Source organism: Archangium violaceum (genome assembly GCF_016859125.1).
GTDB lineage: Bacteria > Myxococcota > Myxococcia > Myxococcales > Myxococcaceae > Archangium > Archangium violaceum_A.
Genome location: NZ_CP069338.1, coordinates 10566135 through 10584599, shown reverse-complemented (window position 1 = coordinate 10584599; position 18465 = coordinate 10566135). Strand labels below are relative to the sequence as shown.

The following is an 18465-nucleotide window of genomic DNA, read 5'->3' as shown; positions in this document are numbered from 1 at the left end:
CCCGCCGGCCAATTGACAGGCGAAGGCTACCTTCAGCGGAGCGCTTCCAGCTCCGCGAGCCGCTCCAGCACCTGCCGCGGATGTTGAGCATCGAGCAATCCCGCCAGTTGCCGCGCGGTGAGGATGCCGAAGGGCAGGCCCGGGCGGTCGGCGAGAGACAGCAATCGCTTGTCCTTGCTCACCAGCCAGGTGGCTCGCGCGCGCGCGGCGAGGACGAGGAACTTCTGGTCGGACCGGTCCCGGCAGCGGGGCAGGGGGGGCAACGTCGCGTCCAGGTCCCCTTCGACGATGCGCACGAGGCCCCTGTAGCGCTCCTGGGCGGCGCGCCGGGCCGCTTCGTCCAGCGCGAAGGAGGGGTAGGCGAGGACGTACTCCAGCTCCGCCAGCGTCTCCCCATCCGCCCACGCGGTGGCCTCGCCCGCCTCGAGGGCTCGGACCAGGGGGCGCACGGCGGGGTCGTCGAACACCAGCAGATCCAGGGCCACGTTGGTGTCGAGGACCAGGGACAGCGGAGGGGGGAGGGGCGTGGAGGACACTTGGGACATAGTGGCACATTGCATTATCCGAATTGCCGCAGATTCCCGGGCCCGCCGTTGAACGGCGCGGAGCGCCTGGAAGAAGCTGTCGCTCATCACTTCGACTGCGGGGAAGACGATGAGCCAGGGTCCACGCGTGGGGTTCGTGGAGCGGTTGGACGGCTTTCTATCGGAGCCCTTGCGCCGGGCATCTCCGTTGGAGCTGGGTCGGGCACGGATGCTCGTCGGGGTGTGCTGGGGTCTGCTCGCGTGCGACGCGCTGATCATGCTCCAGGCGCTGCTCAATCCCGTTCCGCGGAGCATCATCGCGGTGGGGGTGGCGTGCGCGGTGGGGTTTGGCGGCGCGCTGGTGCTGCTGCGCTGGTCCTCCTCGACGCGGCCCCTGGCGCTGCTGCTGTGTTTGCTCCTCACCGCGGGGCTGATCACCAACATCCTCAGCATGAAGGAGCTGGTGATGGCCACGCATGCCTCGATCATGCTCGTCCCGGTGGTGTCGGTCTACCTGCTGGGCCGGCGCCTGGGCCTGCTCTTCTCCCTGAGCACCTGCGTGTGCGTGGGGATCGTCTTCCCGCTCCATACCTGGGGCACGCTGGAGGGCCCCGGGCCGGTGCTGTGCAGCTTCGCGGCCGTCTACGTGCTGTGCGCCTGGGCGATGAGCTGGTTGTTCGTCTCCTCGCGGGACGAGACGCAGGCCATGGTCGAGCGCATGGTGCGCACGCTGCGCGAGAGCGAGGGCCAGCTCGTCAGCCTCATCGAGAGTACCGATGATCTGGTGCTCTCCCTGGACGCGGAGGGGCGGGTGATCACCGCCAACCGCTCGGCGAGGCAGCTCTTCCGGCGGGTGATGGGCCGGGAGCTCCAGAAGGGCGAACCCGGCTTCAGCGAGTTCCCGGTGGAGGAGCGGGCCCGGTGGCTCGGGTTCATGGCCCGTGCGATGCGAGGAGAGCGCGTGAAGGAGGAGATGCTCCTTCCACCGAAGGAGCGGCAGCTCACGGTGGAGCTGACCGTGAGCCCCGTCCGGGGCGAGGAGGGGCGCGTGGTGGGGACGACGCTCTTCGGGCGGGACATCACCGCGCGCAAGGAGGCCGAGGCCCGCTTGAGTGAGATGCACCGCAACCTGCTGGACGTGTCGCGGCAGGCGGGCATGGCGGAGATCGCCACGGGGGTGCTCCACAACGTGGGCAACGCGCTCAACAGCGTGAATGTCTCGGCGGGGGTCGTCACCGAGCGCCTGCACGGTCTGCGTGTGCCCGCCATGAGCCGGGCCGCGGAGCTGCTGGAGGAGAACGCGGTGGACCTGGGCTCCTTCCTCACCACGGATTCCCGGGGGCGGCAGTTCCCGGTCTACCTGAAGGCACTGGCCCGGCGGCTCACGGAGGAGCGCGACGCCGTGTTGGAGGAGATGCGCACGCTCTGCCAGAACCTGGATCACATCAAGGCGGTGGTGAGCATGCAGCAGGCGCATGCGTCGTCCTCGGGGATGATGGAGCTGCTCCCGATACCGGAGCTGCTCGACGACGCGATTCGCCTGCACGCCCTGTCCTTCGAGAAGGTGGGGATCGAGGTGCGGCGTGAGTATGCCCAGATGCCGCCGGTCTGGGTGGACCGGCACAAGCTGCTTCAAATCCTGCTCAACCTCGTGAGCAACGCCCGTCACGCGTTGCTGGAGGCCGCGCGCGAGGACAAGCTGCTCACGCTCCGGGTGGGGCCCGGGCTCGGGGGACGGTTGCGCATCGAGGTGGAGGACAACGGGGTGGGTGTCGTCCCGGAGAACCTGCCGCGCCTCTTCACCCAGGGCTTCACCACGAAGCGGGACGGGCACGGCTTCGGGCTGCACATCAGCGCGCTGGCGGCCGAGGAGATGCGGGGCGCGCTCTTCTGCACCAGTGCCGGGCAGAACCGGGGCGCCACCTTCACGCTCGAGCTGCCCACCCGGGACGCCTCTCTCGTGGAGCCCACGAGATCCCTGATCTCGTCGGGCGCGCTCGAGGCCGCGGCGGCCCGGTGAACGCCGTCAACACGAGGGGCCCGGTACCCTCACCCTGGCCCTCTCCCGGCGGGAGAGGGGAGGTGGGAATGCCGGGCCCCGGTTCGTGTCCTTCGTGCTCGCGGACTACTTGATCACCTTGTCCAGCGGCTTCGCCTCGGTCGTGCTCTGCTCCTTCGTCCAGTCGATCACGGGCGTCTGCCACGACATGCCCGTCTCGCCCGGCTCCGGATCCAGCTTCTCGAACTCGAAGCCGTCACCCCCGAAGTAGAGGTATTCGACCGTCGCGACCTTGTACTCCTTCTTCGGATCCAGCGGCTTGCCCTTGGCGTCCTTGAACCTGCCCTTGCCGGCCGCCGTGAAGCCCGAGAACACCGCCTCCGGGTTGGCCAGCTGGCGCGCCAGATCCTCGCCCTTCACCTCGACCACCATCAGCGAGTTCTCGAACGGCATCACCGAGTACACGGAGCCCTTGGTGACCTGGCCCGCCGGCAGGCCCTCGCGGAAGCCCTTGCGGTTGAGCACCACCGCGTCCGTGTTCAGCTGCGCCTGGATGGCGCGCGTCACCCAGGCACCCAGCTGCTTCGAGTCCTTCTCGAAGGCCTTCTTCGTGAAGCCGATCTGCTCGCCCAGGGCCGTGTCCAGCCGGGTCTTGTAGTCGGCGATCTGCCTGGCCAGCTCGGCGTCCGGAGCCGGAGCGCCCTCGCCGCTCGTCACGTCCACCAGCGACGTCTCCACGGCCGTCACCTGCTCACCCTCGGGCTTCGAGGCGTCGTAGGTGTAGGCGGTGCGCAGGTACTTGTCGAAGCCCCGGCCCAGCGACACGTAGGTGGTGTTGCCCTCCTTCGTGTTCACCGGCTCCGCGCAGCGGCCACCCGCCACCACCGACACCTTCCACTCGGGGTGCTTGCCCACGATCGGCTGCAGATCGCGCGGGCACTCGTCCGCGAGCACCACCACGGTGTCCGCCCCGGCCTTCTGGGCCTCGCCCACCGCGCTCGTCAGGGCCTGCTCGTCGGGAACCACCTCCAGGCCCTCGGCGCGTCCGGCCATCGCCGTGGTCACCGTCTTGGGCGACGTCAGGCCCACCACGCCCACCTTCAGGCCCTGGCGCTCGAACACCTTGAAGCCCGGCAGCTCCCAGCCCTTGGCCAGCGCCGCGTCCTTCACCTTCAGGTTGGCGGCCAGGAAGGGGAAGCCACCCGCCTGGTGGTTCTTCTGGAACTGCTCCAGCCCATAGTCCAGCTCGTGGTTGCCCAGGGCGGACGCGGCGAAGCCCATGCGGCCCATCACCGCGGCGGTGGGCTCGCCGTAGAAGAAGGAGGAGATGGCCGGGCCGTTCCAGGCATCGCCGATGGTCAGCGCCAGCGTGGTGGCGTCCTGACAGGCGGCCTGGCCGTCCTTCACCTGGCCGGCACAGTGCTTCTCCTTGGCCGTCCACCAGCCGAGCAGCTCGGCGGCGCCGATCGTCGGCGACCCACCCTCGGGGGTGGTGGGCAGCAGCTGACCGTTGGCGCTACCGGTGATGAGCACCGTCACCGTGGTCGGCTTGGGCGCGGCGGGCTTGGGCGCGGGGGCCTGCGCCGGCTGGGCCGTCGCGGCGGGCTTGTTCTCCTGGGAGGCATTCTTGTCGCAGCCGGTGAGCGTGCCCAGGAGGGCGAAGGCCACCACACCGGAAGCACGGCGCCACGGGGTCTTCCCACCCGTCGCCGGCCTGGACTCGGACTCTTGATGCATGAGGGCTCCGACTTTGTTGGCGATACGTCTGCGCGAATAGCACACCTCCCCCCCGGGGTCGTCAAAAAGGGGGCCTCCCGCCTCGCTCGCTCCCTCGTGTTAGCGTCATGCCGTGCACAGCCACCAGAAGGACGTCCTACCTCCTCCGAGCAGGGGGCAGGGTGGGGGGAGTCATGAGCCCGTGCCGGCCTCCGCTTACGAGCAGAGGTTGTGGCAGGTGTGGGCGGACGTGCGTCGGGGCGCGGACCATTTCCACCAACGAAGTGTTCCGTTGCCAGTGAACAGGCTGGGACAGTTCGTCCACGGTCTGTGCCTGCCGTTCCACCTGGCGCGTGTCCTGCTGGCGGACAAGGAGACCCGACGGCGCTACCTGAAGGTCAGCCTGATCCAGGTGGCCGTCGTCGTGGCGCTGGGGGTGGTGTTCACGGGCCCGGGCGAGGAGGTCGTGGAGTCCGTCGGACCCGAGGAGTGGTCCGAAGAGGTGGCGGAGGTCCGCCAGGAGGCGGAACGGGCGAAGGACATCCAGCATCAGGTGGAGCAGCAGCAGGAGATCGAACAGGTGGCGCGGGGCGTGGCGGCGCTCGCCGTGAAGGCGGGAGCGGACCAGGAGACGGTGCGGGTCGCCGTGCAGGAGGCCCTGGATGAGGCGAAGAAGGCCGAAGGCCCGCGCAAACGCACCGTCCACCGGTTCGTGTACTGGGCGGCGCTCCTGTCCTCGCTGCACATCGCCCAGTGGATCGTCATCGCCCTGTCGCGCGACTACCACACGGTGCTCTCGCGCGAGGCGAGCCTGCGCACCGGGCTCGCGCCGGAGGACGAGCCGCTCACCCCCAGGGTCCGGCTCAACCTGCCGTGGATGCGCAACAAGCTGAAGCGCCGCTGGCGGGCCTTCGTGGTGTTCGCCGCCGGGGCGCCCCTGCTGTGGTTCACCACGAGGTTCCTTCCCGGACACGACGGGCTCCTGACGGTGCTGCTGTCCGTGTGGGGCGCCTGGTGGTTCGTGGTCTTCACCGCGGGCAAGAGCGCCCTGGCCTGGAACGAGTCCGCGGCCGGAGAGCCCTGGTTCCTGCGCGGATGGAAGCGGCTCACCGCCTCGCGCGTCGCGTCGAGCGTCGCGCCCGTGCGCTCGATGATGGGCGCCTACGGCTCGGTGTGGACGACCTTCACCCGCCCGGTGTTCTCCCCGATCGTCAGCGTGGAGCGGCAGCCCTGGAGCCTGGGCGGGCTCGCGGTGGTGCGGGCGGTGGCGATGCTTCCGCTGGTGAAGTGCTTCCTGCGTCCCTTCATCCCCGTGGCCGCCGGCCACCTGCTCGTGGCGGGCGGGGCCGGCCTGGAGGCGGGAACGGCTAGCCCGCGGCCTTCCGCTCCGGAGGCGGAGGCGGCTCCTCTTCCTGCTGCTTCTTCTGGTGCTCCCCCAGCTCCAGCAGCTCCCCCGCCTGCCGCGTCTCCGAAGCCTGGATGACGGCGCGCAGCTGCTGGCTCACCGCGCGGAAGAAGCCCGTGAGCAGCTCCGGGCGGTCCGCCAGCAGATCGAGGAAGTCGCGCCGGTCGATGATGAGCACCCGCGTGTCCTCCACCGCCACGACGTCGTTGGGGCGGGGGGCGCCATCCAGCAGGCTCACGTCGCCGAAGGTCTCCTTGGCCCGCATCCGCAACACGTGCTCGCCGTTGCTGATGGCGTCCACCGCGCCCTCGACGATGACGTAGAGCGCGTCTCCCGGGTCTCCCTCGCTGTAGACGCGCTCGCCGGCGCGGAAGCGCGCCTCGCGGGCGATGGCCGCCACCGCCGCCACGTCGTCCACGTCGTTCTGCGAGAAGACGTGCACCTCCTCCAGGAGGAACAGCTTCTGCACCGTCGCCTGACTCATGTCTCCCTCCTGTGCCGGTGGCACGTCCATGCCGATCCGGCCCGCCACGTAGCGCGCGCAACCGCGCAGCACCACATCCTCGCTGCGGCACAGCCACGCCAGGTGCGCCTCCAACCGGCCCGGCGTGCCCGGAGGCAGATCCCGGTGGTGGAGCTCCACCTGCTCGCGCACCAGCTCCCGGTCCTGCTCGTTCGTGAGCGTCTCCAGCAGCTCCAGCGCGTATGCCCGCCGCCGCGCGTCCTGTCCCGCCACCTGCTGGTGCACGCGCCGCATCACCTGGGGCGGGTGCAGCAGGCCCAGCAGGAAGAAGGACAGCTCCAGCGCCTGATCCAGCCGATCCCCCACCATGCGCGTGAGCAGCGAGTGGTCCCCCAGCTCCGCGCGCAGGTCACGGAAGGGCTCCACCAGGGCGCGGTACACGTCGCGCCGCCGCCCCAGGGCCTCGCGCACGCGCTCCACGTCCACCGGGTGCTCGGGGTGCTCGTCGCGCAGGCGCGAGAGCTCCGCGCCGATGCGGAAGTGCAGCCGGGCATCGTCGCGCACGTTGGAGAAGAGCAGGGCGTGCAGCGCCGCCGGCGTGCCGATGTGGCGCAGCACGCGGGGGATCTGCAGCCGCATGGGCAGCGGCGCGGCCAGGTCGTTGAGCGTCGCCTCCAGCAGTGGCGTCACCTCGTCACCCAGCGCGGCCAGGGCCTCGCGCGCCTCGCGCCGCTCCTCGCGCCAGGTGAGGAACGTCAGCAACCGGGGCGCCAGCTTCACGTAGCCGCCCTCGCCCACGGAGCGCACCGCCACGCGCCGCACCGTGCTGTCCGGATCGCCCAGGAAGGACGTCAGCATGGGCGTGTAGCTCGTGTCCTTCAGCCGGCCGAACAGCCGGGCCACCTCGCGGCGATCCGCCACCGGCGCCTGTGCGCCCCGGGCCGCCAGCGCCCCCAGGGACACGAGCGCCGCCGCGCGCCACCTCGTGGTCAGCAGCGCGCCAATGGCCGCGCAGCGCAGCCCGATGTCCGGACTCTGGAGCAGCGGCGGCAGCAGCACCTCCGCCCGATCCGGCGCCAGCTTCGCCAACGCCCACACCGCGCTGTCCCTCGCGCGGCGCGGACCCTGCGTCACCAGCTGCTCCAGCAGCGGCGCCGTCTCGGAGGCCTGGAGCTCCAACGCCAGGCTCACCGCCCGCTCCTGCACCCGCTCGTGCGTGTGGCGCAGCAGCACGGACAGGTGGGGCCGCAGCGGCAATCCCTCCTGCGTCAGCAGCTCCATCGCGTGCAGCACGCGATCCGGCGCGCTCGAGCCCAGCGCCTCCACCAGTAGCTTGCGATCCTCGCGGCCCAGCGCCTCGTCCTCGGGGGAGGCGCCCACCTGCTCGCCCAGCGCCTCCACGTAGGCCGGCCTCAGCCGCAGCAGCAGCACGCCGAGCAACCCGCACAGGCCCACCACCGCCAGCGCCATGGACACGCCGTTGGCCGCGCGGCCCGCGCCGATCAGCAGCACGCCCGCCAGCACCGTCCCGCCCTTGCGCAGCAGCCCCTCCACCGCGCCGCGCAGCGCCTCGCGCTCCTCGTCCGGCACCGCCGAGTACAGCAGCTGCACGCCCACCGGCAGCAGCGAATAGTTCACCGCGTTCTCCAGCAGCCGCAGCAGGTGCACCGGCCACAGGTCCGTCGTCACCAGCGAGGCCACCGCCAGCGGCGCCATCGCCCCGGGCAGCAGCGCCAGGTAGCGCATCAGCCCGAGCCGCTTGAGCAGCCGCTCGGCCAACAGCAGCTGGAAGACGACGCATACCAGGCCGATCCACAGCTGGAGCGAGCCGAAGAGCGCCGCCAGCCCGTCCTCGCTGAGTGTGTTCTCCACGCGCAGGCGGAAGAAGTAGTCGACGAAGGAGGACAGCACCGCGAAGCTCACGCCCAGCGCCGCCAGCACCCGGGCATAGCTGCTGGTGGAGAGGTACTCCCAGGCCGCCACGGACGGCGCGAGGTTGCGCGTGCGCGAGGGGTGCCGCGACTCGCCCTGGTGGAAGTGGAAGGCCACTGCCGCGGCGTAGAGCGACAGCGCCCCGCCCACGATGATGGAGGCGGTGCCGAGCCGCTCGGCGAGCCCCTGGACGAGCAGGCCGCCCAGCATGCCTCCCGCCATGCCCACGCCGTTGAGCGCCGTGAATGCCCGCCGGGCCTCGCGCGCGTCGAAGGCCGACGCCATCTGCCCCCAGAAGCGCAGGGAGATGAACGTGGTGAAGGCATCCACGAAGAGGTACAGCACCAGCGCCGGAATCCTCTGGCCCACGGACACGCCCGCGGCCAGCCCCAGCACCACCAGCCCGCTCACGCCGGTGAGCACGCTCAGGGACTCTCTCGCCGCTCCGGGCTCCTTGCGCGGCAGCAGCGTCAGCGTCGCCACGAGCAGCGCGCCCACCAGGTACAGGTAGGGCATCGCATGCGACTCGAAGCGCGACAACACGAGTGCGTTGGCAGCCGTCTTCAGCTGCGTCACGCCGGCGATGAGGGCGAACTGGAACGTCGCCGCGGGCCACAGGCGGTGGCCCCAGGACTGCGACTCTTGGACTGCCACGGGGAGTGCACTCTACCTGTCGAAAACCGGAATTTCCAGAACGAAGCGCGCTCTCGTACGGAGGGCAGGCGGGCAATCAACACTCGCGCCTTCCCTCTCGCGGTGGCCTCCGGTGCGTGACCTCCCGTGACACCTGGTGCACGACGAGTCCCAGGCGAGGTGGGGCTCCGGGGTTTCGTGTTTCCGCCAATGAAAGCCAGGCAATGATGGCCATCGTGCATGAGGAGAACTCATGGTTGCCCGCCGACCCGGGCCCGTTTGAGTATGGGACGCGTTGGTCCTACGCTGGGGGGCACCATGATCACCGCCGTAATTCTTGCCCTTCTTTGTTCGGCTCCGGACGCCGCTGGCACGACCCTGCCACCCGAAGCGCTCGGTGCACCGCCCCTGGTGAACGAGTCGCCCACGGCCTGGGCGTGCACCGTGGAGACGCTGAGATCGGGCCGTGAATGTGTTTTCGAGGCCGAGGTGGCGTCCTCCACGGACGTGCAGTCGCAGGCCTCGAGCAACATCCGCACCCTCAAGGAAATCGGACACACGCTGTGCCTGCAGGCCGCGAAGCCGCCCTCGGGCGTCGCCGCGGACAAGAACCTCGTGGCGACGTGCGAGCGCAAGTACGCCGACGCCGCGGAGGACGCGTGTGGCCTGGACGGGACGGTGCCCGTCATCGACGCGAAGGGCCGCTTCGCGCCAGCCGCCCGCACCTGCTACCGCCAGCTGTCCACGGTGTTGCAGGACACCGCGATGATGGCGACGGTGGCCTCGGCCTGCTGCCAGTGCGCCGAGAAGCGTGGCTGCCCGGTCGCGGGTGAGCGGTGCCACGAGAACGTATCCCACCAGGAGCTGGGCGCGACGGCGCTCGCGTGTCTGTCCAACCAGTGCGGCGAGGCGTGCTCGCTGATGATGCCGGTCTCCCACCCCGCGTCCGGGGACTGGCGGCCGGTGAAGCGGGTGCACCCGCCGTCCCACGCGACGGGGTCGCTGTAGTGGCGACCGGCGGGATGGAGCGAGGAATCATGTCTGCCTTCCAGAAGATGTCGAAAGTGGCCGCCCGCTCGGGTGCGGCCCTGTTGTGCGCGGTGGCCGTGGTGGGGTGTGGCTCGTCGAAGCACTCCCACTCGGTGGATGCCCAGGAGTTCCGGCGGCGCCCGGTGGAGGAGCGCTCCGCCCTCGTGGACGGGAGCGGGCCCGCCCCCAGGCCCTCGAGGCCCTCGGAGAAGGCGTTCGGCGCCCGCTACGCGACGCCCGCGCAGTGCGAGGTGGCGGCGCGAAGGCTGCTCCCCACGTCCCGGGACGAGGCCTGGGCCGCGCTGAGGTCGTGCGTGCAGTCCTCCCATTTCACGCTGCTGGGCGCGCTGCTGAGTGACGCGTGGGCCGAGGAGCTGCGGGTCCGTCCGGACGCGGCGCAGATGATCGCCCAGGTGGTGGCCAAGCGCGGCGGCAGCGTGGAGGGCGAGCTGCGGCTGCTGCACGAGCGCAAGGTGCCCATCTTCGGGCTGGCGGCCGCCATCGCGCAGCCGGACATCTACAAGGGCCGCTACCTGCTGCTGCGCGCCCAGGTCGCCGACGTGCGCAGCGAGGGCGACAAGCCCACGGTGTGGCTCGTCGAGCAGGATCTGGGCTCGGTGGAGAGTGAGCAGCCGGTGGGCTACGCGACGCGCAAGGACTCGGTGTCCGTGCGCTCCGGCGCGATCGGCGGGGACGTGGGGCTGATCGGCCGCTCCAACCTGGGCGGGCAGCTCTCCACCAGCGAGCGTGAGGAGAGCTCGTCCACCGTCCGGCGCTTCGACAACGTCTCCGGCGAGACCGGACTCGAGGCGCTCGGCCGGCTGCGGAACGCGGATCCCTTCTTCGCGCCGGGCAGGGACTTCGTCGTGCTCGCGCGCTTCGACGGGCTGCGCACCACCTCGGGCGGCGGCGAGGACGACGACGAGGCCCCCAAGCTGCCGGTGCTCACCGTCGTGGGCTACTACGAGCCACACCCGCTCGTCGTGTACTGAGCCGGACGGCACCGCCGTCACGGCGGCTCCGCCCCCCGTTCCTCGTTCCTGGATCATTCCAGGACCGGGGCGGGGGGCGGTTTCATTTCGAGCACCCGTCCTGTCCGCCTCCCAACGCCGGCCAGGTGGGCACGTTCACGGCGCGACGTCATACCGCGCCTCCGTCGGATCCACGCCGGGCCCCTGTGCTGCAATCCTCCGCATCTGCTGGAAGGGGAATGGCCGTGCCCGTGCGCTTCGCCTCGCGGTTGATGCTCGTCCTGGCCCTGGTGGGCGTGGTGCCCGTGTTGCTGCTGGGCGGACTGGCCTCCCGCGCCAACCGGGACGAGCTGCTCCGGCTGGTGGGCGGACTCCAGACGCAGGCGGCCACGGACCTCGCGCGCTCCTGTAGCCAGCTCGTCCTCACGGGCGTGGACAACCTGCGCATGGCCGCCGGGTACCTCCCGCTCGAGACGCTCCGGGCCCAGGAGGCCTCCGCGGTGTTGAGCATCCCCCTGCGGCAGCTCGGCTCCCTCAACCTGCTCGTGCTGGTGGACGGGCAGGGCCGCGCCATCGCCCCCGCCGTGTTCTCCTCGGAGCGAGAGGGCGAGGGCAGCCGGCAGCGCGTCACCGAGGACTCGCTGGCCCTCTTCTCGCGGCAGGCGCCCGTGCGGGACGCCTTGTCCATTGGCGCGGCCATCGGTCCTCCGTACCGCACGCCCGGCTCCTCCGGGGGGCGCGTGGCGCTCGCGGTGCGCGCGGACGAGGAGGCCTCCCGGCTGCTGCTGGCGGAGCTGTCGCTCGCCGAGATGGGAAAGCGCGTGGAGGAGCTGACCCGCGAGGGGGGGCTGGCCTTCATCGTGGATGCCCAGGGTGTCCCGGTGGCTTCCCCTCCCGAGCGCCAGCTGAGCGAGGAGGAGCGTGGGCTGGTGGCCGAGGGTCTGGCGCGGGGTGGGCCCGTGGTGCGCACCGTGCTCGGCGTGGACGGCATCGAGTACCTCGCCGCCTTCGCTCCCGTGCCGAACCTCGGCTGGGGCGCGGTGGTGGGACGCAAGGCGAGCATGGCCTTCGCTCCGGCCGAGCACGTGCGGCGCTCGACCTTCTTCTGGGCGCTGATGGCGCTGGCGGCCACCGGGGTGCTCGGCTTCGTGCTCGCCCGGGGCGTGAGTCAGCCCGTCGCCCGGCTCTCCGAGGGCGTGGCCGCGCTCGCCGAGGGGCGCTACGACCAGCGCGTTCCCCAGGAGGGCCGCGACGAGCTCGGACTGCTCGCCCGCTCCTTCAACCACATGGCCGACGAGCTGCAACGGCGTGACGCCGAGCTGCGGCGCTGGAGCGAGGAGCTGCGGCAGCGCGTGGACGAGCGGACCCGGCAGCTGCGCGAGGCGCAGGATCAGATCGCCCGGACCCGGCGGATGGCGGCGCTCGGCTCGCTCAGCGCGGGCATCGCGCACGAGCTCAACAATCCGCTCACGGGCATCCTCGGCCTGCTGTCGCTGGCGTGCGAGGAGGTGCCCGCCCAGTCGGGCGTGGGCCAGAGCCTGACGATGGCGCTCGAGCAGGCCCGCCGCATGGCCCGCATCATCCGGGAGCTGAGCCAGCTGGCGGAGCAGGAGCGGGCGGGGGCGGGCCGTCCGTTGGATCCGAGCCAACCGGTGCGTGCCGCGCTCCACGAGCTGCGCGACGACTTCCAATCGCGCGGTGTCTCGCTGTCCTGTGAGCTGAACGAGCCGGTGCCACGGGTGCTGGGGCACGCGGATCAGCTCCAGAAGGTGGTGACGAACCTGCTGCGCAACGCGCTCACCGCGATGCCGGGGGGAGGCACGCTCTCGGTGGGGCTCGCGGCGGTGGAGGGCGACGCGGTCTGTCTGTCGGTCAAGGACACCGGCAAGGGCATCCCCGAGTCGATGCGCGAGCGCATCTTCGATCCCTTCTTCACCACCAAGGACGAGCCCGAGCGGGTGGGGTTGGGGCTGTCCGTGGCGCACCGCATCGTCGAGGCCCACCACGGACGCATCCGCGTGGAGAGCGCCGAGGGGCTGGGCACCACCATCACCATCATCCTTCCCGCGGCCGGAGGGGAGGCGCACCTGACATGAGGAAATCGTCACGGGACTCGTTTGGCCGGACCCTGGTGCTCGGGTTGGCCCTGGTGTCCCTGATCGCGCTGGGGGGTTGGTTCGTCTTCGAGCGAGTGGGGACCGCCGGGCCGCCTCGCGTGGCCGCCGCCGTGTCCACGGTCGCGGGCTCCCGGCCCATTCCGGCCCAGGTACCGGAGGTGCGTGCCACGGTCATCGAGGTGGTGGGCCTGGTGGAGTGGGCCCATGGGGAGCAGTGGAAGGCGCTGAGCGTGGGAGACGAGCTCGCCGCCGACGACTCCGTCCGCACCAGTCCCGGTGCCCGGGTGGATCTCTGGGTGGGGGACGAGGCGTCACGGCTGTCCATCCCCGAGCGCTCCGAGGTGCGGATGGGCGCGGTGACGCGCGCCGTCCACACCATCCGGTTGGCGCGAGGCCGGCTCGACGTGGACTACCGCGGGAAGAGGGACCGGGTGCTGCGCGTGCAGAGCGGGAACGGCACGGTGGCCGAGACGCGGGAGGCGCGCTTCACCATGCTGCGCAACGGGGCCGTGGTGGCGGTGGCCACGCGGGGGGGCTCGGTGGACCTGTCCTCCGCGGGAGTCACCGTCCAGGTCGGCGCCGGGCAGCAGTCGCTGGTGCTCGAGGGCGCGAAGCCGCTCGCCCCGGAGCCCATCCCGTTGGAGGTGCTGCTGAAGGTCGCGACGAAGGCCTCCGCGAACGAGGCCCTGTGCGTGTCCCTCACCGGGAAGGTGCGCGTGGGGACGGAGGTGTTCGTGGAAGGCGAGCCCACGGAGGTCGCCCAGGATGGCTCCTTCCGAAAGGACGTCCCGCGCCTCGAGGGCCTCTCCCAGGTGAAGGTGGTGGCGAGGGAGCCGGGGGGGGAGATCCGCGAAATGATGCTGGCGTGCCGCCCCCGCGTGCGCGTCAGGCCTCGGACGGAATCGGTGAGATTCCGGTGGAAGGAAGCGCCCTGACATCATGATGTGTTCGCGCCCGGTGCCGTTGCTGCTCCTCCTCGTGGGGTTGTTCGTGGGTGGAGGGTCCGCCCTCGCGGCCGGGCCGAGCGCCCCGAGCGGCTCCTCGAGACGAGGCATCCGCATCCGGTGCGTTCCGGAGCACGTGCTGCTCGGCGCGGATCGCGAGGCGGAGGTGCGCATCGAGCTGGATCCCGAGGCCACCGGTCTCGAACTGTTCGCCAGCCGTGGCGAGCTCGGGCCGCCGGCCCGGGTGGAGCCGGGCGTCTACCTGGCCACGTATGTGCCTCCGCGACAGAGCCTTCCCCTGGAGGTCATCCTCGTCGCGTTGGCGAAAGGGCCCCGGGGGACGCTCGAGGGGTGGTCGGTGCTCCCGCTCTGGGGCCAGGGCCAGGCCGAGGTGCGCACCCGGCCCGGAGCGCCCGTCACACTCCAGGTGGGGGAGCGGACCTTCGGGCCCGTCCAGGCGAACGCGAGGGGGCTCGCGCGCATCCCCGTGGAGGTGCCGCCCGGGGTGCGCGAGGCCTCCTTCGGGCGCAAGCGCATCGATCTCGGGTTGCCGCCGCGCTCGTTGAGCCACGCCGTCGCCAATCGCCGGGAGGTGCGCGCCGATCTCGAGGAGGTGGTGGACATCCGCCTCTACACCCTGGGTCCGGAGGGAGGCGCTCCGGGTCTGGGGGCCTTCTCCTTCTCCGTGTCGCGCGGACGCGTGAGCTCGCTGTCCGAGCTGGAGCCGGGCGTGTTGCTCCTGCGGTGGACCGTGCCCCCGGGGCCCCTCGGGGAGCTGGAGCTGAAGGGCTCGGTGCCTGGGGACCGGCGGTGGTCCGTGGGCGTGAAGCTGGAGGGGGTTCCCGGTCCGGCGCGGCACTTCGAGATGAAGGTGGACCGGGAGGAGGTCGTGGCCGCCGAGGAGATCCGGATGGCCGTGGAGGTCTCCGTGCGGGACGCCGCGGGCAACCCGACGCGTGCCTGGCTGCGGCTCGAGTCCGACCCCGAGGGAGAGGGCGTGCTCACCGAGCGTCAACCGGGCGAGTACTCCGGGGTGTTCGGCATCAGGCCGCGCTTCGGAGGACGGGAGCGGCTGGAGTTGCGGCTGCTCGTGGAAGGGCTCTCCGAGCCGGTGGGGACGAAGACGCTGGTGCTGCGCGCCGCCGCTCCCTCTCGGGTGGAGGTGGTGCCGCGGCATTCCATGCGGGTGGCGGATGGCCGGTCCGAGGCGGCGTGGCGCATCTCCGTGGAGGATCGCTTCGGCAACCCGGTGCGCGAGCCCCAGCCCGAGGTCACGCGCGTGGAAGGCTCGGCGAGCACGCTCCTGCCGAAGGAGCCGGGGCGGTACGAGTTGCGGTACGTGCCGCACGAGGCGCAAGAGGACCATGTCTCCTCGCTGGAGGTACGGGTGGGGCAGGTGCGCGGACGGGGGGTGCTCCCGCTGTTGCGCCGCCGGCCCCTGCTGCTGGTGTCGCCGCGCGCGGGCCTGGTGACGAACTTCGCGGAGGTGGTGGCTCCGTCCGTGGGGCTGCGGTTGGAGGCGTGGCCGGTCATCCAATGGCCCTCCGTGGGGTTGCTGCTCGACGCGGGTCATCTGCGGTTCTCGTTCGCGGGCGGAGCGAACGTGCCCGGCTTCACGGGTCACAACTCGCTATCCGAGCTCACCGCGGCGGTGGGGCTGCGTAGCCTGCGGGAGCGGGGACTCCAGGGGTGGGTGGCCGCGGGTCCCTCGGTGGCCTGGGTGCACGGCCGCGTGTCGCTGGGCGGTGGGCCCGTGTTGGAGGAGGGCACGTGGGTGCTCGGGGCGCAGGCGATGGTGGGCGTGGGGCTCCAGCTCGGACCGGGACAGCCCTTCCTCGAGGCCCGTTTCAATTGGTTCGACGATCCGTCCCTGCACGTGCTGCGTGGCACGCTGCGAGGAGGCGGTCTGCATCTGGGGTATCGCCTTGCGCTCTTCTGATCCTGGCCGTCCTCGGTGGCTCGCGGTGTTCTGGCTCTGCGCCTTCGCGGCCGCGTGTTCCCGGGAACCGGGGGCCGAGCTCGATCCGCGTCCCCTGCACGTGGAGCCGTCCTGGGGGATGAACACGGAGCCGGTGTCCGTGTTCATCGAGGGCGACAACTTCCTGGAGGTTCCCACCCAGCACATCGGCGGCGAGGAGCCGGTGACGGTGGACGCGCGCTTCGAGGCCTTCCTCGGCGGGGTGGCCCTGGAGGACGTCACCCGGCTGGATGAGCACACGCTGAGCGCGCGCGTTCCCCAGGGATTCCCGCTCGGCATGCACCCACTGGTGGTGGTGGGGCCCCTGGGGCGGCGCGTGGAGATGCCAGACGCGTACTTCTCCTCGGACCGGATGCTCGCGCGGCTGGACGCGCGGGTCAGGTTGCAGCCGACGAAGTTCTTGGTGGGGGAGCGGATCCCGCTGCTGTTGGAGGTGAAGAACACGGGCGGCACGGCGGCGAACGCGGTCCTTCCGGTGCTGCGCTTCGTGGGCGAGGGGCAGGTAAAGGTCATCACGGCGCCCGAGCCCACCAACATCGACCCGGGCGGGAGCTCTACCTTTTCATGGGAGCTCGGTGCCGACGCGCCGGGAGACCTGCTCCTCACGTTGGAGGTCCGGGGCGTCGAGTCCACGGTGGGCGTGGAGCTCCGGGCTCCCGCCGTGGAGCCTGTGCCGATCCAGATACGGGAGCGCGCGGTCCTGACGGCGAGGTTCCTCCCGTTTACTCAACCCGTCGACGTGGGGCAGGAGTTCGACGTCGAACTGGAGGTGTCCAACCCGGGGGACACTCCAGTGCTCCAGGTGGAAGTCCAGGACGCGCGACTCGAGGGAGATGAGATTGTGTCGCTCGTGTCCTGGCCGGAGTCGGAGCGCGTGAAGGACATTCCCGGCAAGGGGCGCGTGGTGTTCAGCGCGCGTCTCAGAGCGACGGGCGAGGGCTCGTGCTTCTTCAGCGCGGCGGCCAGTGGGAAGGACGAGACGGATGGAACCCTGGTGTCCGCCCCGCGTGTCTCCTCTTCCGCGCTGATCGTGCAGCGGTACCCCTCGCTCTCCGGTTCACTCTCGGCGCCCGGCCGGGTCTGGATGGGGCGCGAGTTCACGGTGAGCCTGAAGGTGACCAACACCGGGAGCTCCACGGTCCTGGACGTGCGGCCCGTCCCTCCGGCGGCGAGCAGCGGCGTGGTGGTGGTGCCCGTCCAGGCGGAGGACTCCCTGCCGATGGATCTCGCGGGTGGAGCCAGCACCACCTTCACCTGGCGCTACCGCGGCGCCCGGCAGGGCAAGGTGTTCTTCACGGGAGCCGCGGGTGGAATCGACGCGAGCTCGGGTGCGTCCGTGTCCTCCGGAGAGGTCTCCTCGGACGAAGTCTCCGTCTGGGAGGTGGAGCCACTGCTCGACGATCCCCTTGGGGATGGCTCTCCCTTCGCCCAGGTGCTCGAGTACGGCGGCCGCCTCTACCTGGGCCCCAACCGCTCGGGAACGAGGGGCGTGAGCGTGGACCTGGACGGGCTCGGGGCCCGCGGCTTCAGCTTCTTCCTGCACAAGGACACGACGGGCAATTCCAGCCAGAACGTCTCCGCGGCGCCCTATCGCTCCATCGGTGTGACGGGCTGTTGGATCAACACGCCCGCGTGTGGTCCGGACAACGAGAATGGCCGCGGCTTCTTCTTCTCCGGCCGGGTGGGGACGCGGGAGTGGCTGGGCATTGGAGGTGCCAGGAGCGGGGGAGACCTGGACTACGTCTACCTGGGCCAGGACACCGACGATCTCGGCACGATGTTCCTGCGCTATCTGGATCTCTCGGCCCTGCTCGGAGCGCAGACGCGGGGTTTCTCCGCGGCCTACTTCTTCAAGGACCGCCTCTACCTCGGTTTCCCGGACACGGGCGGCAGCCGGCCCTACCTGCTCGTCATCAAGAACCTGCCCAGGGTGGATCCCGGTTACGCGCCTTCCCGGAACATGGACGCGGAGGACCTGAGGGCCGAGAAGATGCCGGGCGTCGGCCAGGGCGGCACGCCGAGGAACGGCGCCCTCATGCAGATGATCGACACCCTGACCGGGTTCAATGATCGCCTCTACCTGGCGAACAACGGTGGGTGCATGCGCTCGACGACGCCCATGCCGCGCTCCTACGGCTCGGCTCCGGGGGACTGGGCCTCCTGCACGCCCTCGCTCCTGGCGTGGACCTCTCGGACCGGCAGGACGACCACCAAGACGGCGGACCTCGAGCCGGCGGACAGGGCCGTGCCTCAGCTGGCCGTGTTCCAGGGGCGGCTCTACCTCGCGCGCAACATCTCGAGTCCAGCGGGGGTGAAAGGGGCGCAGCTCTTCGTGTGCGGCCCGGAGCGGACGGGCTCCCTCACCGATTGCGATCCGGGTGACTGGTCCCTCGTGGCTCCCAACTCCACGGGGGACACGCTGCTCACCCAGTTCAATGATCCGGGCAACGTCTCCCTCTCGCTCCTGGTGGCCACCACGAAGGCCCTCTACGTGGGCTTCGACAACGGCGAGCGGGGCGTGGTGCTGCTGCGCGCCGTGACGGCCGCCCCCCTCAACCGCGACGACTTCAAGGGGATGGGCGACTGCTCCGCCGCGCAATACCCCGCCGGATGCGAGGGCCTGGGTGGCAACGGGCTGGGCGTGGGCGCCACGCGCGTCTTCGACGGCAGGACGATCGGCGGCACCGGCTCCGTCTACCTCACCGCCGGCGATGGCACCGGGCCGGCGGGGCTCTTCCGTTTGCAGGATTGAGC

General features: G+C 71.0%; 11 protein-coding genes. 8 read left to right on the top strand and 3 right to left on the bottom strand.

The genetic code is table 11. The features are described 5' to 3' along the window. Window positions 1–32 precede the first annotated feature (32 nt). On the bottom strand, window positions 33–545 hold the full coding sequence (locus JQX13_RS44615; RefSeq protein WP_203405497.1) for a PIN domain-containing protein: 513 nt from the start codon (window positions 543–545) through the stop codon (window positions 33–35). Window positions 546–654: 109 nt separating this feature from the next. Between JQX13_RS44615 and JQX13_RS44610 the strand changes: the two genes are divergently transcribed. Next, window positions 655–2544 (top strand): two-component system sensor histidine kinase NtrB, encoded by a 1890-nt coding sequence (locus JQX13_RS44610; RefSeq protein WP_203405496.1) that lies wholly within the window; start codon window positions 655–657, stop codon window positions 2542–2544. Window positions 2545–2649: 105 nt separating this feature from the next. Here JQX13_RS44610 and JQX13_RS44605 read toward each other — a convergent pair whose 3' ends face one another. Then, window positions 2650–4260, bottom strand: coding sequence for a bifunctional metallophosphatase/5'-nucleotidase (locus tag JQX13_RS44605; protein ID WP_203405495.1), 1611 nt, complete (start codon window positions 4258–4260; stop codon window positions 2650–2652). A gap of 181 nt (window positions 4261–4441) precedes the next feature. On the opposite strand from JQX13_RS44605, the gene JQX13_RS44600 reads away from it, so the two are divergent. Then, a complete protein-coding gene (locus JQX13_RS44600) occupies window positions 4442–5722 on the top strand; it encodes a hypothetical protein (RefSeq protein ID WP_203405494.1) in 1281 nt (426 codons plus the stop codon). Here JQX13_RS44600 and JQX13_RS44595 read toward each other — a convergent pair. Beyond that, a complete protein-coding gene (locus tag JQX13_RS44595; protein ID WP_203405493.1) occupies window positions 5607–8693 on the bottom strand; it encodes a cyclic nucleotide-binding domain-containing protein in 3087 nt (1028 codons plus the stop codon). The genes JQX13_RS44600 and JQX13_RS44595 overlap by 116 nt on opposite strands. A 297-nt stretch (window positions 8694–8990) precedes the next feature. Between JQX13_RS44595 and JQX13_RS44590 the strand changes: the two genes are divergently transcribed. From JQX13_RS44590 to JQX13_RS44565, 6 genes are all read left to right on the top strand, one after another. Continuing rightward, window positions 8991–9680 carry a hypothetical protein gene (locus tag JQX13_RS44590; RefSeq protein ID WP_203405492.1) on the top strand — a complete coding sequence of 230 codons (690 nt, stop codon included), beginning with the start codon at window positions 8991–8993 and terminating at the stop codon, window positions 9678–9680. A gap of 29 nt (window positions 9681–9709) precedes the next feature. After that, window positions 9710–10693 (top strand): hypothetical protein, encoded by a 984-nt coding sequence (locus JQX13_RS44585; RefSeq protein ID WP_203405491.1) that lies wholly within the window; start codon window positions 9710–9712, stop codon window positions 10691–10693. A gap of 218 nt (window positions 10694–10911) precedes the next feature. Further along, window positions 10912–12768 carry an ATP-binding protein gene (locus tag JQX13_RS44580; protein ID WP_203405490.1) on the top strand — a complete coding sequence of 619 codons (1857 nt, stop codon included), beginning with the start codon at window positions 10912–10914 and terminating at the stop codon, window positions 12766–12768. Beyond that, a complete protein-coding gene (locus JQX13_RS44575; RefSeq protein WP_203405489.1) occupies window positions 12765–13724 on the top strand; it encodes a FecR domain-containing protein in 960 nt (319 codons plus the stop codon). Before JQX13_RS44580 ends, JQX13_RS44575 begins: the two co-directional genes overlap by 4 nt. 4 nt (window positions 13725–13728) lie before the next feature. After that, window positions 13729–15672, top strand: coding sequence for a hypothetical protein (locus JQX13_RS44570; protein WP_203405488.1), 1944 nt, complete (start codon window positions 13729–13731; stop codon window positions 15670–15672). Between the two features lie 118 nt (window positions 15673–15790). Further along, window positions 15791–18463, top strand: a complete 2673-nt coding sequence (locus JQX13_RS44565) for a hypothetical protein (RefSeq protein WP_203405487.1) — start codon at window positions 15791–15793, stop codon at window positions 18461–18463. Window positions 18464–18465: the final 2 nt, after the last annotated feature.

Coding starts and splice junctions, on each gene's coding strand:
- JQX13_RS44615 (WP_203405497.1), bottom strand. CDS start 545: ATGTCCCAAGTGTCCTCCACGCCCCTCCCCCCTCCGCTGTCCCTGGTC.
- JQX13_RS44610 (WP_203405496.1), top strand. CDS start 655: ATGAGCCAGGGTCCACGCGTGGGGTTCGTGGAGCGGTTGGACGGCTTT.
- JQX13_RS44605 (WP_203405495.1), bottom strand. CDS start 4,260: ATGCATCAAGAGTCCGAGTCCAGGCCGGCGACGGGTGGGAAGACCCCG.
- JQX13_RS44590 (WP_203405492.1), top strand. CDS start 8,991: ATGATCACCGCCGTAATTCTTGCCCTTCTTTGTTCGGCTCCGGACGCC.
- JQX13_RS44585 (WP_203405491.1), top strand. CDS start 9,710: ATGTCTGCCTTCCAGAAGATGTCGAAAGTGGCCGCCCGCTCGGGTGCG.
- JQX13_RS44580 (WP_203405490.1), top strand. CDS start 10,912: ATGGCCGTGCCCGTGCGCTTCGCCTCGCGGTTGATGCTCGTCCTGGCC.
- JQX13_RS44575 (WP_203405489.1), top strand. CDS start 12,765: ATGAGGAAATCGTCACGGGACTCGTTTGGCCGGACCCTGGTGCTCGGG.
- JQX13_RS44570 (WP_203405488.1), top strand. CDS start 13,729: ATGATGTGTTCGCGCCCGGTGCCGTTGCTGCTCCTCCTCGTGGGGTTG.
- JQX13_RS44565 (WP_203405487.1), top strand. CDS start 15,791: ATGAACACGGAGCCGGTGTCCGTGTTCATCGAGGGCGACAACTTCCTG.